General features: G+C 59.6%; 25 protein-coding genes and 1 pseudogene. 5 read left to right on the plus strand and 21 right to left on the minus strand.

What is annotated here, in order from left to right; all coding sequences use genetic code 11:
- Positions 1-109 precede the first annotated feature (109 nt).
- Complete coding sequence (locus LOY68_RS20310; protein ID WP_265039451.1) at positions 110-1,150, minus strand: ABC transporter substrate-binding protein; 1,041 nt, start codon at positions 1,148-1,150, stop codon at positions 110-112.
- Positions 1,151-1,483: 333 nt separating this feature from the next.
- Between LOY68_RS20310 and LOY68_RS20315 the strand changes: the two genes are divergently transcribed.
- Both LOY68_RS20315 and LOY68_RS20320 read left to right on the plus strand, forming a co-directional pair.
- Entirely contained in the window at positions 1,484-1,999 is a 516-nt protein-coding gene (locus LOY68_RS20315) for a GNAT family N-acetyltransferase (protein WP_265039452.1), read from the plus strand.
- Positions 2,000-2,016: 17 nt separating this feature from the next.
- Positions 2,017-3,423 carry a M15 family metallopeptidase gene (locus LOY68_RS20320; RefSeq protein ID WP_265039453.1) on the plus strand — a complete coding sequence of 469 codons (1,407 nt, stop codon included), beginning with the start codon at positions 2,017-2,019 and terminating at the stop codon, positions 3,421-3,423.
- Positions 3,424-3,498: 75 nt separating this feature from the next.
- On the opposite strand, the gene aepX is transcribed toward LOY68_RS20320, so the two are convergent.
- From aepX to LOY68_RS20355, 7 genes are all read right to left on the minus strand, one after another.
- Entirely contained in the window at positions 3,499-4,386 is an 888-nt protein-coding gene (gene aepX / locus LOY68_RS20325) for a phosphoenolpyruvate mutase (protein WP_265039454.1), read from the minus strand.
- Positions 4,387-4,434: 48 nt separating this feature from the next.
- Positions 4,435-5,820, minus strand: coding sequence for a class II fumarate hydratase (gene fumC / locus LOY68_RS20330; RefSeq protein ID WP_265039455.1), 1,386 nt, complete (start codon positions 5,818-5,820; stop codon positions 4,435-4,437).
- A gap of 88 nt (positions 5,821-5,908) precedes the next feature.
- The gene (locus tag LOY68_RS20335) at positions 5,909-6,754 is read right to left on the minus strand and encodes a hypothetical protein (RefSeq protein ID WP_163913842.1); all 846 of its coding nucleotides are present in this window, start codon (positions 6,752-6,754) and stop codon (positions 5,909-5,911) included.
- A gap of 54 nt (positions 6,755-6,808) precedes the next feature.
- On the minus strand, positions 6,809-8,038 hold the full coding sequence (locus LOY68_RS20340) for a pyridoxal phosphate-dependent aminotransferase (RefSeq protein WP_265039456.1): 1,230 nt from the start codon (positions 8,036-8,038) through the stop codon (positions 6,809-6,811).
- Positions 8,039-8,357: 319 nt separating this feature from the next.
- The gene (locus tag LOY68_RS20345; protein WP_265039457.1) at positions 8,358-9,596 is read right to left on the minus strand and encodes an MFS transporter; all 1,239 of its coding nucleotides are present in this window, start codon (positions 9,594-9,596) and stop codon (positions 8,358-8,360) included.
- Positions 9,597-9,675: 79 nt separating this feature from the next.
- Positions 9,676-10,500, minus strand: coding sequence for a hypothetical protein (locus tag LOY68_RS20350; RefSeq protein ID WP_265039458.1), 825 nt, complete (start codon positions 10,498-10,500; stop codon positions 9,676-9,678).
- 34 nt (positions 10,501-10,534) lie between these two features.
- A complete protein-coding gene (locus LOY68_RS20355; RefSeq protein WP_265039459.1) occupies positions 10,535-11,731 on the minus strand; it encodes an MFS transporter in 1,197 nt (398 codons plus the stop codon).
- 95 nt (positions 11,732-11,826) lie between these two features.
- Here LOY68_RS20355 and LOY68_RS20360 point away from each other — a divergent pair, with 95 nt between their 5' ends.
- The gene (locus tag LOY68_RS20360) at positions 11,827-12,726 is read left to right on the plus strand and encodes a LysR family transcriptional regulator (protein ID WP_265039460.1); all 900 of its coding nucleotides are present in this window, start codon (positions 11,827-11,829) and stop codon (positions 12,724-12,726) included.
- Between the two features lie 6 nt (positions 12,727-12,732).
- On the opposite strand, the gene LOY68_RS20365 is transcribed toward LOY68_RS20360, so the two are convergent.
- From LOY68_RS20365 to LOY68_RS20395, 7 genes and pseudogenes are all read right to left on the minus strand, one after another.
- On the minus strand, positions 12,733-14,178 hold the full coding sequence (locus LOY68_RS20365) for a SulP family inorganic anion transporter (protein ID WP_265039461.1): 1,446 nt from the start codon (positions 14,176-14,178) through the stop codon (positions 12,733-12,735).
- 178 nt (positions 14,179-14,356) lie between these two features.
- A pseudogene (locus tag LOY68_RS20370) lies at positions 14,357-14,528 on the minus strand (diaminopimelate epimerase); the annotation flags it as partial.
- A gap of 60 nt (positions 14,529-14,588) precedes the next feature.
- Entirely contained in the window at positions 14,589-15,233 is a 645-nt protein-coding gene (locus LOY68_RS20375; RefSeq protein WP_265039462.1) for a hypothetical protein, read from the minus strand.
- Positions 15,234-15,348: 115 nt separating this feature from the next.
- Positions 15,349-15,807: a GNAT family N-acetyltransferase gene (locus LOY68_RS20380; RefSeq protein ID WP_265039463.1), complete on the minus strand. Its 459-nt coding sequence runs from the start codon at positions 15,805-15,807 to the stop codon at positions 15,349-15,351.
- Positions 15,808-16,071: 264 nt separating this feature from the next.
- Positions 16,072-17,469: a purine-cytosine permease family protein gene (locus tag LOY68_RS20385; RefSeq protein WP_265039464.1), complete on the minus strand. Its 1,398-nt coding sequence runs from the start codon at positions 17,467-17,469 to the stop codon at positions 16,072-16,074.
- Between the two features lie 258 nt (positions 17,470-17,727).
- Positions 17,728-19,563 (minus strand): amidohydrolase, encoded by a 1,836-nt coding sequence (locus LOY68_RS20390; protein ID WP_265039465.1) that lies wholly within the window; start codon positions 19,561-19,563, stop codon positions 17,728-17,730.
- A gap of 129 nt (positions 19,564-19,692) precedes the next feature.
- Positions 19,693-20,703 carry a helix-turn-helix transcriptional regulator gene (locus LOY68_RS20395; RefSeq protein ID WP_265039466.1) on the minus strand — a complete coding sequence of 337 codons (1,011 nt, stop codon included), beginning with the start codon at positions 20,701-20,703 and terminating at the stop codon, positions 19,693-19,695.
- Between the two features lie 167 nt (positions 20,704-20,870).
- Here LOY68_RS20395 and LOY68_RS20400 point away from each other — a divergent pair, with 167 nt between their 5' ends.
- Positions 20,871-21,170 carry a hypothetical protein gene (locus tag LOY68_RS20400; RefSeq protein WP_265039467.1) on the plus strand — a complete coding sequence of 100 codons (300 nt, stop codon included), beginning with the start codon at positions 20,871-20,873 and terminating at the stop codon, positions 21,168-21,170.
- A 17-nt stretch (positions 21,171-21,187) separates the two neighbouring features.
- On the opposite strand, the gene LOY68_RS20405 is transcribed toward LOY68_RS20400, so the two are convergent.
- Positions 21,188-21,583 carry a cupin domain-containing protein gene (locus LOY68_RS20405; protein WP_265039468.1) on the minus strand — a complete coding sequence of 132 codons (396 nt, stop codon included), beginning with the start codon at positions 21,581-21,583 and terminating at the stop codon, positions 21,188-21,190.
- A 75-nt stretch (positions 21,584-21,658) separates the two neighbouring features.
- Positions 21,659-22,402, minus strand: a complete 744-nt coding sequence (locus LOY68_RS20410) for an SDR family oxidoreductase (protein ID WP_265039469.1) — start codon at positions 22,400-22,402, stop codon at positions 21,659-21,661.
- A gap of 219 nt (positions 22,403-22,621) precedes the next feature.
- Between LOY68_RS20410 and LOY68_RS20415 the strand changes: the two genes are divergently transcribed.
- Positions 22,622-23,263, plus strand: a complete 642-nt coding sequence (locus LOY68_RS20415; protein WP_265039470.1) for a TetR/AcrR family transcriptional regulator — start codon at positions 22,622-22,624, stop codon at positions 23,261-23,263.
- A gap of 183 nt (positions 23,264-23,446) precedes the next feature.
- On the opposite strand, the gene LOY68_RS20420 is transcribed toward LOY68_RS20415, so the two are convergent.
- The 4 genes from LOY68_RS20420 to LOY68_RS20435 form a co-directional block, all read right to left on the minus strand.
- Positions 23,447-23,815, minus strand: a complete 369-nt coding sequence (locus LOY68_RS20420) for a DUF6124 family protein (protein WP_054053597.1) — start codon at positions 23,813-23,815, stop codon at positions 23,447-23,449.
- A 422-nt stretch (positions 23,816-24,237) separates the two neighbouring features.
- Positions 24,238-25,257, minus strand: a complete 1,020-nt coding sequence (locus LOY68_RS20425) for a lysozyme inhibitor LprI family protein (RefSeq protein WP_265039471.1) — start codon at positions 25,255-25,257, stop codon at positions 24,238-24,240.
- Positions 25,258-25,338: 81 nt separating this feature from the next.
- A complete protein-coding gene (locus LOY68_RS20430; RefSeq protein ID WP_054614143.1) occupies positions 25,339-25,959 on the minus strand; it encodes a hypothetical protein in 621 nt (206 codons plus the stop codon).
- Positions 25,960-26,100: 141 nt separating this feature from the next.
- Entirely contained in the window at positions 26,101-26,634 is a 534-nt protein-coding gene (locus LOY68_RS20435; RefSeq protein ID WP_265039472.1) for a cysteine hydrolase family protein, read from the minus strand.
- Between the last annotated feature and the right edge of the window lie 42 nt (positions 26,635-26,676).

Here is a 26,676-nt window from a genome sequence, read left to right on the forward strand (position 1 = left end):
ATTGGGAAAAGCGAGGGCCGCTTCGCGACCCAACAGGGGTAACCCCCCCCTCGCCACAGCAAGCTCCCTCGCCACAAAAGCCCTCTCGCCAAAGGTTCGCGTGGCTGATTTAACGAGCCGCCCACGCATTAAAGCGTTCTTCCAGCTCCTCGCCATGATCCACCCAGAACTCCGCATCCACCGCGCGGGCCTTGGCCATGTTGGCGTCGGCGGTCGGCAGTTGCTGCTGCACTTGCGGCGGCAAGAGTGCCAGCGCCTGGCGGTGAACCGGGCCGTAAGGGATGTTTTCCGAGAACACTTTCTGGGTCTGCGGCTGGCTGGCGAACGCGATGAAGCGCTCGGCCAGGGCCTTGTTCGGCGTGCCTTTGACCACGGCCCAGTATTCCGGGTCGTAGAGGCTTTGCGGCCAGACGATGCTCAGGTTCATACCCTCTTTCTGCGCCGAGGCAATCCGGCCGTTGTAGGCGGCGCTCATCACCACGTCACCGGCAATCAACCACTGCGCCGGTTGCGCGCCGGCCTCCCACCACTGGATGTTCGACTTGATCTTGTCGAGCTTGGCAAACGCGCGGCTCACACCCTCTGGGGTGTTCAGCACTTTGTAGAGTTGATCCGGCGCGACGCCGTCAGCCAGCAGCGCGATTTCCAGGGTGTACTTGGCGCCTTTGCGCAATCCTCGTTTGCCCGGGAAGTCGTTGACGTTCCAGAAATCCGCCCACGAGGACGGAGTCTTGGTCAGTTTTTTCTGGTCGAACGCCATGACCATCGACCAGACGTAAGTAGCCACGCCGCACTCGGTAAACGTCCCCGGCACGAACTGGCTCTGGTCGCCAAAACTGGCCGGGTCGAGTTTCTCGAACAACCCGGCATCACAGCCGCGCAGCAATTCCGGGCTCTCGACCTCGACCACGTCCCAACTGGTATGGCCGACATCGACCATCGCCTTGATTTTCGACAACTCGCCATTGTATTCACCGGCGACGATGCGCCCGGCGCCGCTGGCGTTGAAGGGTTGGAAGTAGGCTTTGTCCTGAGCCTGCTTGGTGACGCCGCCAAACGATATGACGGTCAGATCCTGAGGCGCAGCGAACACGCTGGTGCACAACAGGGCCAGGGTAAACGGGACACAGGTACGCAAAGATAAAGACATGGAACGCTCCCACAGCTGTTTTTTAAAATTAGGGTAAAGCCGGGCAGTGCTGGCCAGAGACCAATAACAGTTCCATCGTGACGGGCTCTTGGGCCGACATCGTTGTGTAACAGGCCTTCATCCGGGAAAGCCGAACCACGCGGGGTATGGCTCGATAGTGCGACATCCCTCTGCAGAGGAAAAATATTAAAAATATGCTTGGGAGCGATAAAAAAGCTCGTTAGCCCGGGCGCTTCAAATCCGTGTTGGCGATACACTCGGGGCCAACCGATGCCCTGACCTGGCGCCTCGCCCATCAGGCGCTTTCTGTGCCGACCAAGGACTGACCGGACCATGCAACAAACCACCGCGCGATTGATATTAAGGCCACCGATGGCCGAAGACCTGGCTCGCCTGTTTGCCATCTACGGCGACCCCGCGACCAATCAGTTCAACCCCGCCGGGCCGCTGGCCGACATCCATCAAGCTGAAAACCTGCTCGAAGGCTGGCTCCGCCACTGGGACGAAAACGCCTACGGACAATGGGCGATTGCCACCCGGGAGGCGCCGGAACATGTCATCGGATTCGGCGGCATTGCGTTGTACAACTACCTCGACGTCGAGCGCCTCAACCTCGGCTATCGGTTTGATGCCGCAGCGTGGGGCAAGGGTTTTGCCACGGAATTGGGCACCACTGCCCTAGCGCATGCCTTCAAAGAACTGGAGGCCAAGCAGGTGTTTGCACTGGTCCGGCCGAGTCATCTGGCTTCCATCGGCGTGCTGGAGAAAATCGGCATGCAGCGTTTCAGTGAGCTCGATGACGTACCGGGGCAGCCGCAAAGCCTCGTTTACATCGCCCGTCGCACCTGACTTTTTGGAGACCTGCCATGGGCACCCTGAGCAAAATCCTGTCCACCCTGTGCCTCGTCGTGCCATGCATGGCGAGCGCCGAGCCACGGCCCGAGCACATGGTCTACCTGCGCTCGATCGACCCGAGCATTCAGCAAGACATCCGCTACGCCACGGCCCACAACTTCACCGGCCACCCGCTCGACGGTTACGAGGCGCCCGAGTGCCTGTTGTCAGTGGACGCGGCCAAAGCCCTGGCCCGAGTGCAAACCGCACTGCACGCGCAAGGCTACGGATTGAAGGTATTCGACTGCTATCGACCGGCCCGTGCGGTCGCCGACATGGGCAACTTCGCCAAGGTGCCGGGCGATCCGACCAAAGCCGAATTCTATCCACGCGTGGACAAGCAAGACTTCTGGCGCCTGGGGTATGTGGCCCGAGTTTCGGGACATTCCAAAGGCAGCACGATGGACCTGACCCTGACCGGCCCGAATGCCCTGCCCGCTTCCACTGGATCAGCTTCGGCCAAGCAAGTCGATTGCACCGCCCCGTATGGCCAGCGCTGGCAGGATGGCGCGCTGGACATGGGCACCGGTTTCGACTGCTTCGACGAACCGGCACACGCCGACAGCACGGCGATCAACGCGACCGCCAAAGCCAATCGCCAACGGCTCACCAGCGCCATGCAAAAAGAAGGGTTTGTCGGTTATTCGAAAGAGTGGTGGCACTTCACCTACACCGGCAATCCGGCGTTGAATCAAGTGATGGATTTTCCCATTACCCCGATGGAACTCAGCAACAGTCATCAGTTGATCATCGTCACCACTAAAAACTGGACCGACATCCAGGGCACCGCCCAACGCTATGAGCGCCACGAGCAAACCTTTGAAAAAGTCGGCGAGCCGTTTGCGGTGGTGGTCGGTAAAAGCGGACTGGCCTGGGGTAAAGGCCTGACCGTTGTCGAGCAACGTGTAGGACCGGTCAAACGTGAAGGCGATGGCAAGGCACCGGCCGGGATGTTCAAGCTGGGCACAGCCTTCGGCTACGCCAACAGTGCCGACACCAAGCTGCCCTACCAGTCGCGGGGCCCGACCATTGAATGCGTGGATGACAGCCAGTCCAGGCGCTACAACGAACTGGTCGATGGGGCCACCGTGACCAAGGACTGGAACAGCTCCGAACGCATGCGCCGCGACGATGACATGTACCGCAACGGTATTTTCATCGAGCACAACACACCGGCGGTGGCTGGCGCAGGTTCGTGCATTTTCCTGCATATCTGGCGAGGACCGACGTCGGGGACGTTGGGGTGTACGGCGATGGAGCCGGCGGATATCAATCGGCTATTGAGCTGGCTGGACCCGCGTCAGGGGCCGCTGCTGGTGCAGTTGCCGGAGTCGGAATATGCGCAGCTGCGTGAGCGTTGGGGACTTCCCGAACGGTAAATCCACAGCCGGACACTGAACCTGTGGCGAGGGAGCTTGCTCCCTCGCCACAGGATGAAGCGCTGTCCAAACGACTTACCGGGTGCCAGGAACCAGGTCGAGTATTTCATCGATCCCCAGGCAACGCGGTTCCATTTCCAGAGTCCGCCCGTTAGCCAGGATGCCATCGGCAATATCCCGCATCGCCAGGTACGCGCTGCGCAACATGTGATTGGCGTAAATCACCGCGTTGAATCCGGCTTTCTCCAAGACCTCAAATCGCAGATGGGAGTAGCTGGTCGGCACGCAAATCAGCGGCACCTGCGGGCATTGCAGACGGAACAACCGGGCAAATTCGAGGATTTCCAACCCGTCCTTTTTGCGGCTGTGAATCATGATGCCGTCGGCACCCGCGCCGACGTACGCCATACAACGCTCAAGGGCGTCTTGCATGCCCTTGTCGAGAATCAGGCTTTCACACCGCGCAATGATCATCAGCCCCTGGCTGTCGCGACTGGCACAGCCGGCCCGAATCTTTTCGCAGAACTCTTCGATCGACTCTTGCTCCTGGCTGACCGCCGTGCCGAACAGCGAGTTCTTCTTCAGCCCGCATTTATCTTCGATGACCACCGCCGAGACGCCGGCTCGCTCGAGCATTTTGATATGAATCGCAAAATGCTCGGATTTGCCGCCGGTATCGGCATCGAAAATCAACGGCATCGAACAGACATCAAAAATCTCGCGAATACCGTGCAACCGGTTACTCGGCGAGAGAATTTCAATGTCCGGCAAGCCGCGCTGGGTCGAGTCCGTCAACGAACTCGACCAAATGGCGTCGTACGACACGCTTTGCCCCGGAGCCACTTCAAGTTTGGCCCGCTGTGCCAGTAACGCAGATATCGGACTGTGGGCTTCGAGGACACGCAGGCAACGCTTGCTGTTGAACAGTGTTGCCAGGTGGGTTCGGCGGGTTTCAGTATCCATACAAATCCAGGCTCCATTTTTATAATTAGGCGAGCAACGGCGCAGTCATCAAGGATGAGTCATGTCCAGCGGCACCACGTATCGGTCGAAATCCTGCGTAGAAACCAGGCCCAACTCCGCTGCCACTTCCCGCAATGACTTGCCATTGTGATGAGCGGTCTTGGCGATGACGGCAGCCTTGTCGTAGCCGATATGCCGATTGAGCGCGGTGACCAACATCAGGTTTTTTTCGAGGTTTTCGTGGATTTTCCCCAGGTTCGGCTCGATGCCAACCGCGCAGTTATCGTTGAAGGCCCGGCACGCGTCCGCCAGTAACGTGATGCTCTCCAGCACGTTATGAACCATCACCGGCTTATAGACATTGAGCTGGAAATTGCCCTGGCTGCCGGCGAAAGCCACGGTCGCATCGTTGCCGAAGACTTGAGTGCAGACCATCGTCAGCGCCTCGCACTGGGTCGGGTTGACCTTGCCCGGCATGATGGAGGAGCCCGGTTCGTTCTCCGGAATATCGATTTCGCCGATGCCGCATCGAGGTCCGCTGGCCAGCCAGCGCACATCGTTGGCGATCTTGAGCAACGCCATGGCCAGCGTGCGGATCGCGGCCGAGGTGTTTACCAGAGCATCGTGGGCCGACAGGGCAAAGAACTTGTTCGCGCAGGACTTGAACGGATAACCGGTCAACTCGGCAATCACCTTGGCACACTCGTCACCAAACAACGGGTGGGCGTTCAAACCCGTGCCGACTGCCGTGCCGCCAATCGCCAGGTCATAGAGGCCGGTCAAATTGTGCTGGATCGACGCCAACGCATAATCAATCTGCTCGACCCACCCGCCGATCTCTTGCCCGAGGGTAATCGGCGTCGCGTCTTGCAAATGGGTGCGCCCGACTTTCACCACTTCGCAAAACTGCAGCGATTTGTCCGCCAGGGTATCGCGCAGCAAAGAGACGTCTGGCAGCAGCGTTTCGAAGACCTCGCTAACCACCGCCATGTACATCGCGGTCGGAAAAGTATCGTTAGAGGATTGCCCGCGATTCACATGGTCATTGGGATGCACCGGTGCCTTGCTGCCCATCACACCGCCGGCCATCTCGATGGCGCGGTTGGAGATGACTTCGTTGGCATTCATGTTGGACTGGGTGCCGGAGCCGGTCTGGAACACCACCAGGGGAAAGTGATCGTCGAGCTGCCCGGCAATCACTTCATCCGCTGCCGCGACAATCGGCAACGCGATGGACTCGGGCAATTCACCCAGTTTGAGATTGGCCAGTGCTGCGGATTTCTTCAGGATCCCCATCGCCTTGATCATCGGCGTGCCCCATTGAAAACGCGCCCGGCCAATCGGGAAATTGTGGATGGAGCGTTCGGTTTGGGCACCCCAATACTTGTCGGAAGGCACCTCGATGGACCCCATTGAATCAGACTCGACACGCATGTTTATTCAACCTGTAGAAAACCGCTGACGGCGGGATCCGTCAGCATGGAAAGGTATGGCCCGAGGCCCGTGTTGCCTGACGCCGCTGTCAGTCCCAGGCAGGTACTTCACTCTTCAACACCGACGCCATTTTGCCGAGGTGCACGCAGGCCCTGGCCACGTAGTCCTTGGACAGACGCTCGATACGGGAATAGTTGATCGGTTGCCGAGTCGCGCTGGCGTAGAGTTTCAGCGCCTCTGCCGCGTGCTTGAAATGACGCGCCTCGACGCTGCCGCAATGCACGCTGAGGAAAGCGGCGACCCGGTTGGCTTCACCCGACGGATAACCGCGAACCTCGCGCAGCCATTGCTTCCACATCGGGGTCATCAAGTTGTATTCCCCGGTGTTGAACAGCTCGGTCATGGCCATCATTTCAAGGGCTTCGATGAGGTTTGGTGCCAGTGGCCTGGTTTCCCCGACCCAACTGGAAAACTCTTTGGTGATCGGGTCCAGGTACCGGTCCTGGAGGCGCCAGTCATCGGAGCCGCAAATGGCCGACGCCATGCGGTAATACAACTTCGAATGATGCGGATGCCCGTGCATTTCACCCAGGCCCACATCCTCAATGATGATCTCGCCACAGTGCCGCGCCGCTTCCAGCATCTTTAACTTGGCATCGTCGGTCAGCGACTCGGACTCCTGAAGGATTCGCACGATAATGCTGGAGACCGCATGGGCTGCACCGTCGGGGCTGCGCCAGCCACAAAAGAACGTGCACAGAGAAGACTCGGTCCAGTTGTTGGACGTCATCTCGACATAGGTCTCGCAGTATTTATCCAACTTGTCGGGGTGGCTGTGAAAACCACTCAGCAGTGCTTCAACAAGATTCCTGTCCTCGACATCAACCAGGGCCTGATTGACGTACTCGATGAAATTCCGGCTTAACTTCTCCACATTGTTCTCCTTGTTTAGTGGGTCACTGCGCTACAACAAGATGAATAACTGCCGTCAATCCGCGACGACTTCCGACATGAATTGCCCGAAGCGCGTCAGCCCTTCGATCAACTCTGCACGCTCGACGGCGTACGAAATACGAATGCTGTTGGGATCACCACAACCCGAGCCGGGAACCACGGCGATATGCGCTTCGGTCAATAACAAATCGGCGAGATGATCGACGTCGCGAATCTTTGTTCCGAGGTAATAGCGACCCAGATAACGCGAGACATCGACAAACAGATAAAACGCACCTTCCGGTGGCGCGCAGGTAATGCCGTCGACATAACCAAGACACGTACACGCCGCCACCAGTTGTTGATCGAGAAAGGTGTTTACCTTGCGGGCAAAGTCTGGCGAATCAGCGGTCAATGTATTCAGTGCGGCATATTGCGAAAGACTGCTGGGGTTGGACGTCGTGTGCCCTTGCAAGTTATGCATGGCCGCGATCACATGCGCCGGGGCGCAGGCATAACCTATGCGCCACCCGGTGACGGCCTGGCTCTTGGAGAAGGAATCAACCAGGATGGTCTGCTGTTTCAGCGCTGGGAACAGCGACACGATGTTGTGATGTTCGTGGGGCTCGCGCACCAGTTTGCGATAACACTCGTCGAACACCACCCAGAGTTGATGATCGAACGCGAGTTGGGCAATCCCCAGTAGCTGTTCCCGTTGATAGACCGTGCCCGTCGGGTTATTGGGCGTGTTGATCACGATCATTTTAGTGCGCGGGGTCAAGGCTCTTTCGACGGCCTTGCAGGTCAGCCGGTAGTCATCGGCCCTGGTATCGACCAGCACCGGAATGCCACCGGCCAGCAGGATTTGCGTTGGAAAGGTTTCCCAATAAGGCGTCGCGACAATGACCTCGTCACCGGGATTGAGCAGCACCATTGCAGCGTTATACAGCGCCTGTTTGGCGCCCGCGGTTACAGCCACTTCATTGGCGGCGTAAGAGACACCGCAACGCTGACTGACCTGTTGCGCCAGTTTCTCCCGAAGTTGGGGCAAGCCAATCGGCGGAGTATATCGATTGCGCGCGCCTTCAATGGCTTGGATGGCGCCTGCTTTCATTTCCTGGCAAGCGTCGAATGATAATTCGCCGGCCGCAAAGTTGATGACTTTGATGCCCTGTTCCTTCAACGCATTGGCTTTACTGCGCATGCTGGAAGTGCCCGGTGCACTGAGATTCAACGCACGATGGGATAACGACAATCGGATTGCAGAGGTCTTGCTGTTATTCATTGTTTTACCTGCGAAAACGATTTGAAAACCAGGCGACCGGGTGACATGCAGTTTCCTGCAAGTGCAAAACCGGGCACCTTACCGAACGGGTCTTCTCACATTCTGACCACCGGTTTAAACACCGGCCAATACCGTTTACGTCGTTATTGATACTGGAAAAACAACAAATGCCGGGCCTGCATCACTTGGGTTATTTCGGGAGCTTCACCGATGAGTTGCACTTCGGCCACGCAGCATTGCGCCTGCGAAATCAGCAGCCGCAACTTGCCAGAATGGAATAGGTATTCAGGGATGCATCACGGGGTGAAAACCCCGGCGATCAACTCGCGCCCTGATAAAGCCGCGCATCCGCGTCGAGGCCTCGTTGCACCAACCAGGACAGCGGCAGTGTCAGCAACAGCGTGGCCGCCAACAGGATCACCGCGATGGGAACGCCGGTGACGTCGCCGAGGCTGCCAAACAGCACCGGCGCCAGCGCGCCACCGCCAATGGTGCCGGTGTAAAACACCGCAAATGCCTGCTCGCGCTTGCCCGGCCCCGCCAGATCCGGCACGGCCCCGTACAACACCGACGAAGTACCATTAAGCGCCAGGCCCAGCAGCGGCAACATCACCATCAGGCCGAGAAACGGCAGGTACACCGCCATGACAATCAACACCGCCGTGGTGAACTCGGTCAGCCACACGGTTTTGACCATGCCGATGCGCGCGCCCAGATAGCCGCACAACAACTTGCCGAACGCGCCGCCGACAAACAGCATCGTCAGCGCCAGGCCAATACCTGCCGTCCCGGCGCCCTTGTCTTTCAACAGAAACGGCAAGAACGTGAGAAAACCCATGCGCACCGCGCTGTCCAGGGTTCCGGTCAGGATCAGCGCGCGCAATCCACTGGCAGAACCGCTGCCCGTGATCGCCTTGGAGGCTTTGCCCTGGCTGGACAAAGACTCCGAACGCGCCGGAATCAGCCACCACAACACACCTGCCGCAGCCAGCCCGAGCAGGCCCAGCAGCGTGACACTGGCGCGCCAACTGATGACCGTCAGCAGCAAGCCGATCAACCCCGGAATCAGGGTTTTGCCGATGTCACCCGAGAAGTTGTACTGCGACAACGCTTGCTTGACCCCGCCGCCGGCCTCGTGAGTGTCGGTGATCAACGAAGAGGCCAGCGGGTGCTGGGTACTCGCGCCCAATCCGCCCAACAGTAACGCCAGCAACAACACCGTCAGCCCGCCCGCCTGCCCCGCCAGCAAATAGGCCAGGCCGGCGAGTGCCGTGCCGCCCACCAGCATGCGCTCGCGCCCCCAGCGTTTGGCGGCCCGGCTCGCCAACAGTTGAAACCCGGCCATCATCCCGGCATAGGCACCGCGCAACAGGCCGATCTGGGCGAAACTCAAGCCGAACTGCGCCTGCCAGATTGGCAGCAGCACATAAATCACGTCGGTCAGCCCGTCGTGAACGGCGTGGGCGCCGCAACCCGCCACCAGGGATCGGCGACGTACAGAAGCGTCGGCAGATTTCACCGTCGGCAAGGAAGCTGATGCGTGTTTCAGATCGTTCATTGGCTTGAGCAGTTGCGAAGTTGACGTGGATAGTTAAGCAGGATCGCACCGGGGTTGCACCGGTCGGCTGAGTCCCCGATCACTGCAATACCTGCGCGCAATCCCTCATCACGCTGGCCTTGCGGCGCAGGTACTCAGCGAAAATCTCCCGCGCGGTGTTGTGGTCGACGGCAATCTGCATCGCATCGACGAACTCACTGACCGCCGCCACGGCATGCGCGAAATGATTGCTCTCAGTGCCGCCGGTGTGCACGGTTACCCAGGCCACCGTGGCGCGGGCCTTGGACTCTGGCACGCCCATGTCGCGGACGAACCACTGCTTGTACAACGGGTGGATAAACTCCACTTCACCGTGGGTGTAGACCTCATGGATCAAGGTGGTCAGCAGGCCTTGCAACAAATCGCGATCGCGCAGGCGGCGGGTGTCAGTCCAGTCCTTGAACGCCTGGGCGGACGGCAGGCAATTTTCCTTCAACAGCCACTGGTCATCGCCGCACAACGGCGTCGCCATGTTGTAGAACAGGTCCGAGTGCAGCGTATTGCCCAACGCGCCGAGGTCTTCATCGGTAATCCGTTGCAGGCTGCCGCAGGCACGATAGAGCTGCTCGGCCGCCTCCGAACCCTGTTCGGAACGCGCCAGCAAGGTAATCCGATTGGCCAGGCCGGACACACTGGTCGCCGAATTGTTGGTCTTGGACCAACTGGCGAAAAACTTGCGCAATGCCACCGGTGAATGACGACGCGAGGTGAGTTGCTCGAAAGCCTCTTCGATGTCCACCAAGGCCTCTTCTTCACTCCAGAACGCCTCGAACAACGCATGCTTCAAGACACTGGCCGGCATGTCGTTCAACACCGGCTCGACGATCTTCAACAACTGGCTGTGCCGGGCTATTACGTTACTCATGGTCACCTCTTATATTCCATTATTGGATGATGAATCAGGCAGGTTCACCGCTGCGGCCGCGCGCGACCGGTGTATCGGGTTTGAGGGGTTTCCAGCCAGTCAAGGCGATCAGCAACGACAACAACTGGAAGCCGATAATCAGCGCCACACAGCCTTGCCAGCCCCAACGACTCCAGATCATCGCGGGGACGACCGCGCCGAAACTGCCGCCCAGGTAATAACCCGTCAGGTACAGCCCCACTGCCCCGCCCTTGTTGTGTGGGGTCGTTGCAGTGATGAAGGCATTCGCGGACGCCTGGGCGAGAAACACCCCGGTCGAACTCAGGGCCAGGCCCAGCACGATCAGCCACAGCGACGGCAGCAAGGTCAGGACCGAGCCACAGACGCCGAGCAAAACCGCACCGGTCAGCAATTCGGCTTGCGGCCGGGCTTTGCTCAGGCGTCCGGCAATCGGGATGACCACCAGCGCCAACAGGAACACCGCATAAATCGTCCCCAGCGCCGCCGCACCCAGGTTGAACGGCGCCTGACTGAGGTACAGCCCCGCGTAAGTAAAGGTCGCCACTTGGGAGAACAACACACAAAAACCGACGCCATACGCGGCCAGCAAGGGTTTGCTGCACAGCTCGCGAAACCCTCGCAGGCGAACAGGCGAGGCCTTGGCCACCAACACTGGATTGGCCGGCAACAGGAAATAGATGGCCACGCCCACCAGCAAACTTATCGCCGTCAGCAGCTCAAAGGCTTCCCGCCAGCCCACGTACTCGGTCATGATCCCCGACACGAAGCGCCCGGCAAAACCGCCCAGCACTGTGCCCGCGACATAAAGGCTGGTGATTTCGGTGACGGTGCCACCGCTCCAGCGGTCGCCGATGTAGGCTACGCTGGTGGCGAAAACCACCGGGATCAGCATGCCTTCAACGAAGCGCCAGACCAGTAATTCGGCGAAGCTGCCCGCATGCGCGGTCAGCAGTGCGGGCACCGCCAACAGCAGCGACGCGATGACAATCACCGAGCGTTGCTCGAAGCGACCGGTCAGGCGACTGATAAAGGGGGCGGTGATGGCGACTGCCAGTGTGGTGACCGTGATGCTCCATCCCGCCTGGCGGGCGCTCACCTGAAAACTCAGGGCAAACTCCTGAAGGATGCTCTGGGTTGAATAGAGGTTGAGAAAAGCCGCACAGCCACACAGGAACAGGGCGACGCGAGCACTGTGCAGGCGCGAATTCATGAGACCTCTCGTTTTCTCCTCGGAGGTCTTTATAGAATACGCAGCCTGCCGAACACCAATACCGAATTCGGACCGATCAATACCCAAGGAACAGGATGCTTGACCTACGCAAGTTACGTTACTTTTTGACGGTCGCCGAAGAGCTGCACTTTGGCCGCGCAGCGTTGCGCCTGCACCTCGCCCAGCCACCCCTGACCCGACAGATTTCGGCCCTGGAATCCGAGCTGGGCTTTCGCCTGTTCGATCGCACCAGCCGCACGGTCACGCTCACTGCACAGGGCCGGCATTTCCTGCCGTACGCCCGCGCCGTACTCGACCAGGCCAGCCTGACCGAAGTCATCGCCGGCAAGCTGGCCGCCGGAACGGCCGGGCAATTGGCGCTGGGGTACGCCAGTTCGATTGCGCTGTCGGATCTGTTCAGCCAGACCATCCAGGCCTTCGCCCAGCGCTTCCCGGATGTCCAGTTGACCCTGGTGGAAAGTGCGTCCAGCAGTCTGTATTCGCAAGTGATCGATGGCCGCATCGACATCGGCATGAGCCGACTGCTGCCTGAAAACGGACAGACCGAGGTGCAGGTCTTGTCGCTGGGCGGAGAACCTTTGGTGGCCGCCCTGTCCAGCGACAATCCGCTGGCCAGCCAGGACGAAGTCACCCTGGCCGAGCTCAGCGCGCACCCGTTGATTCAGTTTCCGGCGGATTATGGCTCAGGGCTCAATGAGTCCATCGAGCATCTGTACCGACGTAACGGGTTGCCCATGCGACCCGGCCCGTCCGGGCGCCAGATCACCTCGATCATCGCCCTTGTGGCCGCTGGCAGAGGCGTCGCGCTGGTGCCCCAGTGCACCAAGACCCTGGCCAAAAAGGGTGTGACCTACCGGCCACTGGCCGATCCCGAAGCGTGCGCACAATTGCTGATACTCACGCGAACCCAAGGACGCTCGCTGCTGGTCGAGGCCTTTATGGGCGTGGTCGATGAGCTTCTGCGGGAGCGCTGAAGCTCATCAGTGGTAATCCCCGCCCGCGCGTTTGAGCATTTGCTTGCAGCGCTCCGACAAGTGAAACACCCGCAGGTGCTTGCCCGCCTTGTCGTAGCGTTCACGCAACGTCTTCAACGCGGCGATGGCCGAGTAGTCGACGAAGCTCAGGTGACGGCAATCGAGGGTCACTTGGGCAGGATCGTTGGCAGGGTCGAACTGGTCGAGAAAAGGCGTGGTCGAGGCAAAGAACAACGTGCCGTGCAAGCGATAGAGTTTGCTACCGTCAGTTTCCAGATAGGTGTCTGCGTACAGCTCGCGGGCCTGCTGCCAGGCGAAGTTGAGCGCGGCGATGATGATCCCGCAGAGCACGGCAGTCGCCAGGTCGGTGAACACGGTGATGGTTGTCACGGCGATGATCACCAGCACATCATTGAGCGGCACTTTGTTGATCACCCGCAACGAGGCCCAGGCGAATGTCTGCTGCGACACCACGAACATCACGCCGACCAGCGCCGCCAGCGGAATACGCTCAATCAGCGGCGACAGAAACAGCACGAACAGCAGAATCATCACCCCGGCGACCACGCCTGAAAGTCGGCCACGGCCACCGGAACTGAGGTTGATCACGGTCTGGCCGATCATCGCGCAACCGCCCATGCCGCCGAACGCACCCGACACCATATTCGCCGCGCCCAGCGCCACGCACTCGCGATCCGGGTAGCCACGGCTCTCAGTGATTTCGTCAGTGAGGTTCAGGGTCAGCAGGGTTTCCAGCAGGCCGACCAGCGCCATCAGAATCGCATAGGGCGCGATGATGCGCAGGGTGTCCAGGTTCCACGGAATGTCCGGCAACGCGAAGCTCGGCAAGCCACCGGCAATGTGCGCCATGTCGCCCAAGGTGCGCGTCGGCAAGCCCAACAGATACACCGCCAACCCGACACCCAGAATCGCCACCAATGCCGGCGGCACCGCGCGAGTCAGCCGTGGCAGCAAGTAGACAATCGCCATCGTCAGCGCCACCAACCCACTCATCACATACAGCGGCGTGCCACTGAGCCAAGTCTCGCCACTCTTGAAATGCTCCAGTTGCGCCAGCGCAATGATGATCGCCAGGCCATTCACGAAACCGAGCATCACCGGGTGCGGCACCATGCGCACCAGTTTGCCAAGCCGCAACAGCCCGAACGCCATCATGATCAACCCACCGAGCAAAACCGTGGCCAGCAAGTACTGCACGCCGTGCTGCACCACCAACGCCACAATCACCACCGCCATCGACCCGGCAGCACCGGACACCATCCCCGGCCGCCCGCCGAACAGCGCGGTCAACGTGCAAATGATGAACGCGCCGTACAGGCCCATCAGTGGGTTGAGATGAGCGACCAGGGCAAAGGCGATGCATTCGGGCAGCAACGCAAAGGATGTAGTGAGCCCGGCCAGGGCATCGGCGCGCAGACGTTGTGGTTTCATGACTTACCTGAAAAGCGGACCGATGGAACTGGCCACGGGAGTTGCGGGGAATGAGGGGTGGGGATGTTACGGAATTGGGGCTTGGGGGGCCAGTGGTTGGAAGTGACTGATAGGCCCGACGAAGACACCTTGCTTGATTGCTTGAGCCCGAGCCTTCTGTTCGTCACGGACAAGGGAGTCATGAAACCTGTAATAAGCTGTCCGTGATAGTGCCTGAAAAAACGGCCTCTATCGGTCCGATGAGAAAGACAGGTTCCATCCCACTGGACCGTTACGGTGCCGCCATCACATTCAACCTCGACGCAATTGTCTAACAAGCCCCGACGAATTCCGTTAACCACGGCGCCACAAATGGGCCCTGGCGACGAGACGTGTGGTGAGTTGATGTTTAACGCAGGGCGGTCATGAAATTACTGATCGTCCAAAATGTAGATCGGATAGCTTTCAACGTAGGGATTGTACTCGGCTGCCCACTCGTCCTTATCGATCAACGTATTGGAGGCGCGATACTTGTAAACCTGCGATACCTTCCAGTCATTTGCTGTCTTTTCGACGAGGTATCTGAGTGTTTCACCCGTATTTCGGATTTCCTCATCATCTTCAGTGTGGCTCACAGAAGATGGGGTCACATTAGTGACTTTGACAGTCGCGATAGCCCGCACCTCAGTCTCCTGCTTTACCTCGATAATCTCTCGCTTGTAAACGGTCTTTTTGCACAGTCGCCCGCGACTTTTGAAGGACTGCACCACTTCTCCTGTCGCAACTCTGCTCACATCAAATTCGTCTGTGCGTTCTTTGATGATTGTTTTGCAGTTAGCGTCCGCGACAGCAGCCATGGCACCAAGATAGCGCCACCATGTCTCGAGCGCTTGCTCAGGTGAGCCTGTGTTGATTTCAAATTTATAGACAAACTTCTCAGTCGGGGCTGGCGCTGGTGCTGACGGAGTCGCAGCTGAAGAGGTGGCATTTCCCTGGTTTGCGCCTGGAGCATTGGCGATTTTTTCACAGCCCGACAGTGACAGGAAAAGGGGCAACAGCAAAAATACTCGTCTCATAAAATCCATTTTTTCGAGGTAATTGTCTTGTCGGCATTCTGCCTAATGATTCTCCTGAGGGCTACGGGCTAATAGGGAAGTTTGCCTCTCTCATTAAACTGACAGGATTACGCTATCACCCCTGCTTCAAATCCAGGCAATACGTGTAATACCCCGTATCCCGCACGTACCCCAACGACTCATACAACCGCTGCGCACCAAAGTTGTCCGTCGCCGTTTCCAGCACCAACCCCTTCGCGCCCGTCGATAGCGCAAACGCGCGGGCGGTGTTCATCAGTAACGTCCCTACCCCGCGCCCCCGAGCAGTAGGTGTGGTGAAGAGGTCGCTGAGCAGCCAGGTGCGATGGGCGTCGATGGAGGAAAACGTCGGGTAGAGCTGGACGAAGCCCAGCGCGTCGCCGTTGTCGTCCAGGGCGAGGAAGATCGCGGATTCATCCTGGGCGATGCGTTCGGCGATGAAGGCTCGGGATTGCGGCAGGTTGGAGGGTTGCTTGTAGAAGCCTCGGTAGGCGTCGAACAGGTTGGCGACTTGGTCGAGGTGGCTGACGTCGGCGCGTTGGGCGTGGATGGCCATGGTGATCGTCTCCGTACGGGTTGAACAAACTTAAGTCACAACGCGCCCCTGTAGCAGCTGGCGAAGCCTGCGTTCGGCTGCGAAGCAGTCGTAATATCAGGCAGCGCGGTGCATCAGGAAGACCTCGCGTCCAGGTATGACGACTGCTTCGCAGCCGAACGCAGGCTTCGCCAGCTGCTACAACAGGGAGTGTGTTTGGCTTGATTCCAAGAAAACGCAAACACCCAGCAACGAGTGTAAGCGTTCATCGCCGTTTCGCTTGTTTCAAGCCTTCGATTGCTGCTCCGAAGACACCGCCATCACTGAATTCCTCGCCAACCCGTAGTAAAGCCCCCCCGGCACCACCAGCCCTACGATCCACGAAATGTCCACGCCACCGAGCTGCGCCACCATCGGTCCTGAGTAGAAATGCGTGTCCACAAACGGCAACTGGATCAACACCCCGATCACATACACGCCGATCCCGCGTCCATTCCACCGACCATATCGCCCCGCCGGGTCGGACAGTGCCGGGATGTCATAACGCTCCTTGTTGATGAAGTAATAATCCACCAGGTTGATCGCGCTCCACGGCGTGAAGAACGTCAGCAGAAACAGGATGAAGTACTTGAACGAGTTCAGGAACGAGTACTGCCCCAGCAGCGCCAGCGTGGTGGACGCGGCGACAATCAGCAGCACAAACACCATGCGCTGGCGGGCGGTGATTTCCAGGCGACTGCGAAAGCCGCTGATGATCGTCGCCACGCACATGAAGCTGCCATAGGCGTTGAGCGTCGACACCGTGACCTTGCCGAACACCACGCTCAAATACAGCAGCGACGCCATCACGCCGGTGCTGCCCAATCCGACGATAGTCGCCACCTCATGACCGCGAAAGTTCGCACCGGCCAATGCCGCCGCGAACACCCCGAGCACCATGGAAGCCTGCGCGCCCAGCACCGTACCGAGGCCGACGGCGGCAAAAGTTTTCCACGAAGACGTCTTGCTCGGCAGGTAGCGCGAGTAGTCCGCCACATAAGGCCCAAACGCGATCTGCCAGGACGCCGACAGCGATACCGCCAGCAGGAAAGTGCTCCAGCCGAAGTGGCGGTTTTCCAGCAACAGGCCGATGTCGTTGACGGTCATCAGCCGGGTAAACAGATAGGCAAAGGCAATGATGCCCAGCACGCTCGCCGCCCTGCCCACCCAGTGGATCACGCGATAGCCGAAGATCGTCAGGAACGCGATGCACGCGGCGAAGATCAGGATGCCGGTGCTGTCGCTGACACTGATCAACTGCGCAATCGCCTGCCCCGACAACACCGCGCCCGTTGCGCTGAAACCGAGGTACATCAGGCACACCAGCACTATTGGAATCGCCGCGCCGTAGACGCCGAACTGCACCCGGCTGGAGATCATCTGCGGCAGCCCGAGCTTGGGCCCTTGCGCGGCATGCAGGGCGACCACCGCGCCGCCGAGCAACTGGCCGATCAGCAAGCCAATCAGCGACCAGAACACATCACCGCCGAGCACCACCGCCAGTGCGCCGGTGACGATGGCGGTGATTTGCAGGTTGGCGCCAAGCCACAAGGTGAACTGGCTGTAGAGGCTGCCATGGCGCTCGGCCTCGGGGATGTAATCGATCGAACGGGTCTCGATCAAGGGATTTCGTTGTTGAGTCATTGCGACGTGCTCTTCAGAAAAGGTAGACGCCAATACCGAGCAAGCGAAGCTGCGTCCGGCGTAGCAGCTGGCGAAGCCTGCGTTCGGCTGCGAAGCAGTCGTGAAACCAGGGCACGCGGTACATCAGGCAAACCGCGTGAGCCGAATTGACGACTGCTTCGCAGCCGAACGCAGGCTACGCCAGCTGCTACAGGGAGCGATGCGTTCGGCTGCCACCACGATTCGCACTGATCGGTATTAATGGCGGGTGGTATTTTTTTATTGTTGTTGTACAACGCCCACGAACGGCGCCTTGGCCCACACCACTTTGCCGCCGACCATGGTCAACAGCACGTTGTTGCGCGCCAGTTCATCCTCGGGCACCTGCATGAAATTCTTGTCCAGCACGATCAAGTCCGCGAACTTGCCGACCTCGACCGAACCGACCACCGCATCCAGTTTCAACTGCTCGGCAGCGTTTTGGGTGATGGCACGCAGGACTTCCGAGCGCGACAGTCCCGGGTCGCCATTCACCTTGCCAGCGTATTTTGGGCCGTAGCTGTGCGGGTTCAGCGGATCGCCCGAGCGGGTGACGCCGATTTTCAGCGCGAGAAATTCGTCGAGCGGGTCCACCGGCCAATCGCTGCCATAGGCGATGCGACCACCCGCACGGGCGATGCTGCCCGACGGTTCCATCCGCGCAAAACGCGCAGCCCCGAGGTGATCACTGGTGCCATCGACGGTAGACGGCGCCTGCTGGGCCCACTGGAACGACATGTTGGCGGTCACGTCCAGCGCCTTGAAGCGCGGATAGTCGGCCGGGTCCACGGACTCGTTGTGGGTAATGGTCGGGCGAAATGCGTTGCCCGGCAGCTGATGACGCACGTATTCGATGCTGTCCAAGGAATCGCGCACCGCCCGGTCGCCCGTGGCGTGAAGGTGCGGATCAAAACCGGCCTCGACCGCTTTCAGCAGCAGCGGATTGAGCACTTGCGGCGGGAAGTACAGCTCGCCGACGTTTTTGCCCGGCGCCCACTTCGGTGCCTTGTCGGTGCCGGCGTTGTGCAGGTACGGCGTCAACATTGCCCCGGTATCCGCCGGCGCGTTGATGATGCCGTCCATGAACAATTTGACGTGGCGCATGCTCACGCCCGGCGCGACCTTGGTTTCGCCCTGGTCGTAAGTGTTGGCGAGGGCCTTGGCGTCGGCGATGGTTTTCGTCGGGTCTGCCGCTGCGGCGGCCGGGTCGAGCTTGATCGCCAGCAAGGCCCGTGCGGTCAGTTCGCCGGACTGCTGCAACGTGGTGAAGGCCTTGCCATTTTCCGGGCCGGACAAGGCGTCGAAGAAACTGGTGATGCCTTGCTGGCGCATGGCGTCGAGGGCGGCGCGGGTCTGGGTCAGTTTCTCGGCATCGGTGGCGGGCGGCACCACGGCGGCCATGGTGTCGGCGGCGCCGTCTTCACAAATGCCAGTCGGGTTGCCGGCCTTGTCACGCACGTACTTGCCGTCACTCGGGTTAGGCGTTTGTTTGGTAATGCCGGCCACTTCCAGGCCACGAGAGTTGGTCAGCACGGTGTGGAAATCGGTGGAACGCACCTGAATCGGTCGTTTGGTCTTGAGCGCGTCCAGAGTCGATTTGTCCGGGTCGCCGTCGAGGCCGTCCATGCCCATGCGATCCCAACTGCCGACTTCGAGCCACACATCAGGCCCCTTGTCCTTGTCTGCATCGAGGCAGGCCTGAATGGTTTCCTGAAAGACTTTGCGGGTCATGGTCTGGTATTTCAGGTCGCACAAGGTCATCGCGCGGCCGCCATCACCGGGATGCATGTGCCCATCGATAAAGCCCGGCATCAGCATGCGCCCGGCCAGGTCGATCAGTTGCGTCTGCTTGCCAATGTAGGCAGCAACGCCTGCATCGCTGCCGACATACACGATCTTGCCGCCGGTTACGGCAATCGCCTGTTGCACCGAATTCTTACCGTCGACGGTGTAGACATAGCCGTTGCGCATCACCATGTCGGCGCCGCTCGAACCTTGGGTCTGACACCCCACCAACCCCACACTGGCGAATGCTGTCGTCGCGGCAACCGCGATAAATAGCCTGGAAAGTTTCAACTGCCTCACCTCTGTTTTTATAGTTTTGAAGTGCCCGAACAGACTGTCGCGCCAGCCTGTGGCAGGCAGGGCCTACCCTATAGCGCGCAGTCGAAATCCGGACCTCCACAAATGAGGAGGGTCAGGCAATTAATGGGGAGTACGGCGGGTGTCGTGCGACGGCGAACGCAGGACAGAACCCAGTTCCACCTTGCTCTTCACGCCGAGTTGCAAATAGCAGTTGCGCAGGTAAGTGCGCACGGTGGCCGGGCTCAGTCCGAGGGTTTTGGCAATCTCTTTGTAGGAATGGCCGGCGGCGAACAGCATCGCCGCCGTGCGTTCCCGTGGCGCCAGCACTGCCCCGCGCGCTTGCGTTTCGAGAGACAGAATCACGTGCTCGGCGTTCGGACTCAGCGTCAACGCGCAGCGACCGAGACGGATCACGCACGGCGCTTTCGGCAGTTGCGCGATCACCTCAGACGGCAGCGTCGAACCGCTCCACCCAGGCAACTCACGCTGGATGGCGGCGCACAGACTGGCGCCGACATACAGCAGACTGCCGTCCAGTCGCGCGATGCCAAAATCGGTCGCCCCGCTGCCGGTGTTGAAGCGAATCATGTCCTGCACCTGGAATCGCCACAGTTGCAGCAAGTGATCGCAGAACGCCGAAAACAAATCGGCTTCGCTGTCGTTGAACACTGGCGCGTGTTCCCCACGGTAGAGACAGACGAAAAACATCAAGCCGCTTTCGGGCAATTCGAAGGTGATGCACATTGCGTGGTACAGATCGTGGCGCCGCGCAAACGCGTCCACCACATCGTTCAGATTGTCGAATCCGCTTTCGCGCACGACCTCGCCGGGCTGACTCAAGGTGTCATGGGAGAAGCTGTCACTGTCGGCCCCTTTGTGCCATTCGACGGCAAACGACTCCGGCAGATTGATGCGCCCGTGCATCCAGCTCTTGGGCGGCGCATCGGCGGCGGAGGCGGACATCTCGCCCCACCACGCCGAAGCGAACGGCACCAGTTCGCTGAAGGCCAGCAGGCCCTCTTCGATGAATTGCGAGGCGCCGCGCTCCCGGGCCAGGCGACCGAGGTGCAACACGCAGCGGTTGAAGGCGTTGAGCGTGGCCATGGAAGTAACGTCGTTACCCTCCCCCATTGTTCTTATCCTGTTGGCGACATGGCGTATTCATCCGACCATGCCATAGACGCAGGAATCGCGTCCAGCTCAGGTCTATTAAAGGAAAGGCACTCCCCGTACACCGTCTAATATTAAGAGAACACACGCACCAACCTGCCTCAGCCTCTTGCCACAGGGGAATCGGGATGACCGGACACACAGCACGCCAATGCTCGTCATGGATCCTGCTTTCCCTGCTCGCGATCAGCCTGGCGCAGATGTCGGGATGTGCCGGCAAATCGGCCAAGGCGCGTTATTCGGCTTCAAGCGTAGGCTCCAGCTGTTATGCGAAAGCGCTGCCGACTGCTGGCGAGGGCGGACTGGCCTGGGGCGACACCTTGAGCATGGCGCGCAAGAAATCCCTGGATAATTGCATGCGTTATGCCGGCCGCTCCGGCGGCACGCCGGATACTTGCCAGGTGGTGTTGGCGGAGTGCAAGCATTGACCTGGCAGTACTTGCGATCAATCCACCGGAATCACCGCTGGCTTGCCCTTCTCCTTCAAAAGAAAAACCAAAAACTTCGCCGGTTTGTCCTGACTGGCATTTCGTCCCACCGTGTGCACGTCGTCCGGCCCTTCATGGAAACTTTGCCCCGGCAGCAACGTGACCTCCTTGCCGCCCTTCACGCCCATGACGATGGAGCCTTCGAGCACGTAGATAAAGCCATGCGCGTCGTGGCGATGCACTGGATCGGCGCCGCCGGGCGGGTATTCGACGGTGATCATCAGCACTTCTTTTCCGGGGTAGTCGGGCAGCGCCTGTTCCATTACGGGTTTGACGACCGGTGGCTCGGGGGCAGCCATTGCCAGTCCGGTGCACAACAACGGCAGTAAGGCGAAGAAAGAATGGAGGTGCATGAGGGTTTCCTCATCTGGGTGGCCAACAGCAGATCGGTGGCGATCCCGTACGGGCGACCGCCACCCGTCTATCCGCTAATTACCTTTGAGCCATGCATCGAAGTGAGTCGCGCCAATGATCGGATTGGCGCCGGGGGTCAGTGAGCGGTCGTCGATGGGCGCGCCGAAATAGGTGGCTTCGGCGTCCGAAATCACCTCTCGCGGATCATCGTTGTGTTTCAGGTAGGCTTGGACGAACGAGGCGATCGGCAGCCGATCAGGACCGGCCACTTCTTGCGTCTGGTTCGTCGGCGGTTGCTCGGCAATGTTGGCCAGTGCCGCCGCAACATCCGCCGAAGCGATCGGTTGCAGGTCGGCGGCGGGCAAACGCGTGCTGTTGCCCTGCTCGCCGGATTGGGCGATGGCGCCGATGAATTCGAAGAACTGCGTGGCGCGCAGGATCGAGTAGGGAATGCCCGAATCCTTGATCAGTTTTTCCTGGGCCATTTTGGCGCGGAAGTAACCGCTGTCGAGCATGCGTTCCGTGCCGACGACGGACAGCGCCACGTGGTGTTTCACGCCGGCGGCTTTCTCGGCGGCGAACAGGTTGCGGCCGGAGGTTTCGAAGAATTCCAATACGGCGGCGTCTTCGAAGGACGGCGAGTTTGCGACGTCGACCACCACTTCGGCGCCGCTCAGCGCCGCGTCGAGGCCTTCGCCGGTCAGGGCGTTGATGCCGGTGCTGGGTGAGCCAGCGAGGACGTCGTGTCCGCGCTGGCGAAGGTTATTGCAGAGCTGGGTGCCAATCAGGCCAGTTCCGCCGATGACGACAATTTTCATGGGAATGCCTCCAGTTGGATGGTGCATCTGTCGGCGTTTGACTATGCAGGGCCGAAGCCCCATTCAGTGTAGGACACGGATGCCGGGCTGCCCTTTTGATTTGGGCGACCGCACCTGCAATCCGACGACTCGCTTCTGGCTCATTCGCTGTATAGTTTTGTATATTACGAAACCGATTTTTCAAGACGCCCTCATGCCCTCCTCTTTTGTTCCTGCCTCATGACCAGTATTCGCCAACGCAATCAGCACCTGATCCTGGCCGCCGCCAGCGAGGAATTTGCCGCCAAAGGTTTCGACGCCACTCAGACCCGGGACATCGCGGCGCGTGCGGGGGTGCCGAAGGCGAATCTGTATTACTACTTCAAGAGCAAGGAAAACCTTTACGCCAAGGTGCTGCTCGGGTTTGTCGAGCCGTTGCTGGAAGCGTCGGCAGTGCTGCGCGAGAGCGATGATCCGGTGGTGGGATTGCAGGCGTACATCGCGGCGCGGATCCGCATTGCGCGGGAACATCCGCACATTGCCAAGGTGTTCAGTGGCGAGTTGTTGCTGGGGGGACGGCAGTTGCCTGAGGAGTGTCGGGATTTGTTGTATGCCGAGGCGCAGCGCAATGTCGACTGCCTGCGCAGCTGGATCGAACGCGGGTTGCTGGCGCCGGTGGATCCGGAGCACTTGATGCTGTTTATCTGGTCGGCGACGCGCACCTATACCAACCTCGGTTGGCAGATGGCGCATATCACCGGGCGGCAAGTGCCGGAGGATGGGGATTATCAGCAAGCAGCGGCGACGATTACCCGGTTGGTGTTGGGGGGTGTGGTGCCGGAGCGGGTCGGGGCGATTGGTGGGGTTTTGTTTGCTACTTGAGTTTTTGGGGGCTGCTGCGCAGTCCAACGGGGGCAAGCCCCCTCGCCACAGGTGAGCGTCGCTCCTGGGCATGATTTGGATCTATGTGTAGGAGCGAGGCTTGCCCGCGAAGAACGATGACGCGTGGGTCAGGTCCGACGCCTTCGCGAGCAAGCTTCGCTCCTACAGGGATGTGCCTGGCTGCTACCCAGGTTTGTGGTTATCCAGTACGCGATTGACCGCGAGCTCACCCATTGTGATCACCTGCAGCAACAGCAGCATCCTCTTGCGTTGCGGGCCTTCCATCTGCTCGGCGAAATCGCTGGCCATGACGCTGGCCAATGAAAACGAGTCGTAGGCCTGGACCAGCAACGCTTCGTCATCCACCGCGGCCTCGATGGTGAAGATGGTGTTGGGGCTGCGGGGCGGTATCTGCGTTTTCGTCGCCCCGGGGTTCAGGTAGAAGTTGAGTGCGCGATCGGCGGCCTCTTTCATTTTCTTGGGGTCAAGATCGAGAGAGGCGTCGTAGGGTACTGGACGTGTATGCGGGGGATTCGGCGTTACTTTGAACATAGATCAGATTCCAAAATTGGGGCCGCAACCGTTCTCTACTAAAAGAAGGGTGGCGGCTGTACGCAGGTTAGTAGACCGGTGGAACCAGCAAGCCCGGCGCGCCCAAGGGCGCCCTACGCACAACCACCATCAAGTGCAGGCATCGAATGACCTGACTGAATGGCGCTCATGCACCTTACCGGTAACCACCGGGCTACTAAACCCGACCACTGATAAGCAGTGGCAGGTAAACGATAGAGGCCGGGGTCAAAGCGCACAAGCCAGCGGATTCTGGCGTACGCGTAGGTAAAGGCGCAAGGCGTTGTAGCCGTTTATGACGTAACACCGGGTGTCCTTAAACACTCACTCAAATACATGTTTAAACACGGCAAAAACCGAACAAAATCCCACCTCGGTCACGCCATTGATACGAATCAACCGGTCTAAGGCATGATGTCCAGCGGCAGAGACCCGGCCGCCGCCCGTTTGTCATACCAACGCTTGAGTGTTTCGGGCAGGCGCCCTTTCCAGCTCGGGACATTGGTGTAGTAACGGGCCCGGAGGTTGCCCCGCGAGTCGCTGACTATCAACACCAGCCAGAAGCGTGAGTCTGTGGTGTGCATGAAAATGGAAGCGTTGATACCGCCGAGCCCGCGTACCCACATTTCATCGACTTCAGCGCCAGGCACATCGCTGGATGCGTCGCCAATGGTTCTCGAACTGCTGCTCTCGACCAACCGTTGATAGTCGTCCTTGAGCAAGTTGTGCAGTACATCGTCTTCCTGCCGAGTACGCACTAATCCTACGCTGAGCAAGTCGTTTTCCGCCGCCAGGGATTGCTCCGATGCCACGTATCGTCCGGCATAAAATACGCCCATCCCCGCCCCGCAATCGGCATCACTGCCCTCCTGACTGACATCAAGCACGCCGTTCATGGCGATGAAGGTCAGCGCACAATCGCCCTCGGAATAATGCGCCGTCGTACCGTTGAGCGTGGCTATACCGTCCAGATTGCCCATGTTGGCGCCACTCGCACCCAAGACATCGAACGTTATGTGAGTCGAATCCTTACGCTTGGTCTTCAACTCGCCACCGGTCGATACACCCCACGCAATCATCTGCCAAGTGGCGTCCCACGAGAACGGCGTGGTCATGTGCCCGAGTTCGGTGATGCGCATCTGGTACTTCTGCCGCAAACAACTGAGGTTATCCGAGCACTGATTACGCTGTTTCAGCCACTGACGCTGGTCGGTCTTCAGCGCCTTGGGATCAGCGACTTTGGGCAGCGTGGCGCTCCACAGTTCACCCAGCTTCTGGTCGAGATTCGAGGTGTAGGCGTCAGCGCAGATGGCTTTTTCAGTGGGGCTGGTGGCGCTGGTGCAGTCGAAGCTGCTGGCGTGGGCGACGCCGGAGGCGGCTAAAAGCAACGTTGTGACGATGACGGGAGAGAACGTGAGGGGCATGGGCAGATTCCATTCTTGATTTGAGCACAGACGTTAATGAAAACGGGCGCCTCATGGCGCCCGTTTCGTTGACTCCAAGGCTTACAGATTCTTGGCCATGGTGTCAGTGACGGTTTTCAGCGCCTGTTCAGTGCTTTCCTTCCAGTCGTTGTCGGTTACGGCCTGAACGCCTTCGCGATTCTGCCCGAAGATTTCGACCATTGGCTTCGAGGTGCCGGTATCCACTTTCAAGTGCACTTTGTTGTTCACGCCGACCGTCAGGAAACCTGGCGACATCCACGACCAGAATTCGATGACGTGCACGGTCACCGCTTGGGTATCGACGGTTTTTTCGCTGCTCGGCACTACCCGATATCCCGCCTGACCGTAGGCTGCGGCGATGCTCTTGGCGATCAGATCGCTGAGCTTGGTGCCTTCTGGCAGCAACACGTCGCCCAGCCCTTTGCCGTAGCCGTTGCGTTTACGGGCGATGGCGCGTTCGGTGATGGATTTATCGGTGATTTCGCCTTCCTTGAGGGACGGGATCTCGGGGAGTTCAGGCTTGAGTTCGAAACGGCGTTCGTCCAACACGCTGATAAACACTTTCTGGCCATTGCCGTTTGCCGCAGGCGGCGTATTGATGTCGACCACCGAGCGGCTGGTTGCGCAGCCGAACAGCGCAGTGGTTGCCAGTAACAGGCAGGCGAGCTTGAGGTGTTTCATGACAACTCCGGTCATTGTGATCAGTCCACTATTCGTTTCTGGAAGGCAGGCGCAATCGCGCACCCGCGCGATCACTAAAGATCGGCCGCGGGGCGACAACCATGAGTCGCCTCGGGTGTTTTTCTGTTGGAGAGCTGCGGTTTAGACGCGTATTTGCGCGGTCGGCAGGACGTCGATCCGCGCCACAGGCCCCGTCAAATGGGCCAGGTCGGCATTGTGTTCGGCGATGATTTCTTCGGCCGCGACGTTACCGTTGTCGACGGTGGAATGCGCGTCGGCGGCGAGCACCACGTCGTAGCCCAGGTTCAGGGCCTGGCGCACGGTGGCGTTGACGCAATAGTCGGTTTGCAGGCCGCAGATAATCAGGCGATCAGTGCCCTGGTCTTGCAGCAATGCTTGCAGGTGGGTCTGGTAGAACGAATCCCGGGTGGTTTTACGCACACGCAAATCTTGCGATGAAGTCTCCAGGCCATCGGCCAACTGCCAGCCCTTGGAGCCGTGTTGCAGCAGGTCGCCCTTTTCTTCGTGCTGGATCAACACGACAGGAACCCCGGTTTCCCTGGCCTTGGCGCTCAGGCCATTGATGTTCTCGATGACGCGCTTGACCTCAAAGCACTCGTACTCGCCGCTGCACAGGGCTTGTTGGACGTCGATGATGAGTAATGCGGTGGTCATGGGGTTCCTTCCTCGATTAATCAGTGAGCCAGGGGACGGAAA

Origin of the sequence: Pseudomonas sp. B21-053 (assembly GCF_026016365.1) — a bacterium.
Classification (GTDB): Bacteria; Pseudomonadota; Gammaproteobacteria; order Pseudomonadales; family Pseudomonadaceae; genus Aquipseudomonas; species Aquipseudomonas nunensis.

What these genes read in the sequence shown, in the direction of transcription:
- LOY68_RS20310 (WP_265039451.1), bottom strand. Translation starts at nt 1,150, where the DNA reads ATGTCTTTATCTTTGCGTACCTGTGTCCCGTTTACCCTGGCCCTGTTG.
- LOY68_RS20315 (WP_265039452.1), top strand. Translation starts at nt 1,484, where the DNA reads ATGCAACAAACCACCGCGCGATTGATATTAAGGCCACCGATGGCCGAA.
- LOY68_RS20320 (WP_265039453.1), top strand. Translation starts at nt 2,017, where the DNA reads ATGGGCACCCTGAGCAAAATCCTGTCCACCCTGTGCCTCGTCGTGCCA.
- aepX (WP_265039454.1), bottom strand. Translation starts at nt 4,386, where the DNA reads ATGGATACTGAAACCCGCCGAACCCACCTGGCAACACTGTTCAACAGC.
- fumC (WP_265039455.1), bottom strand. Translation starts at nt 5,820, where the DNA reads ATGCGTGTCGAGTCTGATTCAATGGGGTCCATCGAGGTGCCTTCCGAC.
- LOY68_RS20340 (WP_265039456.1), bottom strand. Translation starts at nt 8,038, where the DNA reads ATGAATAACAGCAAGACCTCTGCAATCCGATTGTCGTTATCCCATCGT.
- LOY68_RS20345 (WP_265039457.1), bottom strand. Translation starts at nt 9,596, where the DNA reads ATGAACGATCTGAAACACGCATCAGCTTCCTTGCCGACGGTGAAATCT.
- LOY68_RS20350 (WP_265039458.1), bottom strand. Translation starts at nt 10,500, where the DNA reads ATGAGTAACGTAATAGCCCGGCACAGCCAGTTGTTGAAGATCGTCGAG.
- LOY68_RS20355 (WP_265039459.1), bottom strand. Translation starts at nt 11,731, where the DNA reads ATGAATTCGCGCCTGCACAGTGCTCGCGTCGCCCTGTTCCTGTGTGGC.
- LOY68_RS20360 (WP_265039460.1), top strand. Translation starts at nt 11,827, where the DNA reads ATGCTTGACCTACGCAAGTTACGTTACTTTTTGACGGTCGCCGAAGAG.
- LOY68_RS20365 (WP_265039461.1), bottom strand. Translation starts at nt 14,178, where the DNA reads ATGAAACCACAACGTCTGCGCGCCGATGCCCTGGCCGGGCTCACTACA.
- LOY68_RS20375 (WP_265039462.1), bottom strand. Translation starts at nt 15,233, where the DNA reads ATGAGACGAGTATTTTTGCTGTTGCCCCTTTTCCTGTCACTGTCGGGC.
- LOY68_RS20380 (WP_265039463.1), bottom strand. Translation starts at nt 15,807, where the DNA reads ATGGCCATCCACGCCCAACGCGCCGACGTCAGCCACCTCGACCAAGTC.
- LOY68_RS20385 (WP_265039464.1), bottom strand. Translation starts at nt 17,469, where the DNA reads ATGACTCAACAACGAAATCCCTTGATCGAGACCCGTTCGATCGATTAC.
- LOY68_RS20395 (WP_265039466.1), bottom strand. Translation starts at nt 20,703, where the DNA reads ATGGGGGAGGGTAACGACGTTACTTCCATGGCCACGCTCAACGCCTTC.
- LOY68_RS20400 (WP_265039467.1), top strand. Translation starts at nt 20,871, where the DNA reads ATGACCGGACACACAGCACGCCAATGCTCGTCATGGATCCTGCTTTCC.
- LOY68_RS20405 (WP_265039468.1), bottom strand. Translation starts at nt 21,583, where the DNA reads ATGCACCTCCATTCTTTCTTCGCCTTACTGCCGTTGTTGTGCACCGGA.
- LOY68_RS20410 (WP_265039469.1), bottom strand. Translation starts at nt 22,402, where the DNA reads ATGAAAATTGTCGTCATCGGCGGAACTGGCCTGATTGGCACCCAGCTC.
- LOY68_RS20415 (WP_265039470.1), top strand. Translation starts at nt 22,622, where the DNA reads ATGACCAGTATTCGCCAACGCAATCAGCACCTGATCCTGGCCGCCGCC.
- LOY68_RS20420 (WP_054053597.1), bottom strand. Translation starts at nt 23,815, where the DNA reads ATGTTCAAAGTAACGCCGAATCCCCCGCATACACGTCCAGTACCCTAC.
- LOY68_RS20425 (WP_265039471.1), bottom strand. Translation starts at nt 25,257, where the DNA reads ATGCCCCTCACGTTCTCTCCCGTCATCGTCACAACGTTGCTTTTAGCC.
- LOY68_RS20430 (WP_054614143.1), bottom strand. Translation starts at nt 25,959, where the DNA reads ATGAAACACCTCAAGCTCGCCTGCCTGTTACTGGCAACCACTGCGCTG.
- LOY68_RS20435 (WP_265039472.1), bottom strand. Translation starts at nt 26,634, where the DNA reads ATGACCACCGCATTACTCATCATCGACGTCCAACAAGCCCTGTGCAGC.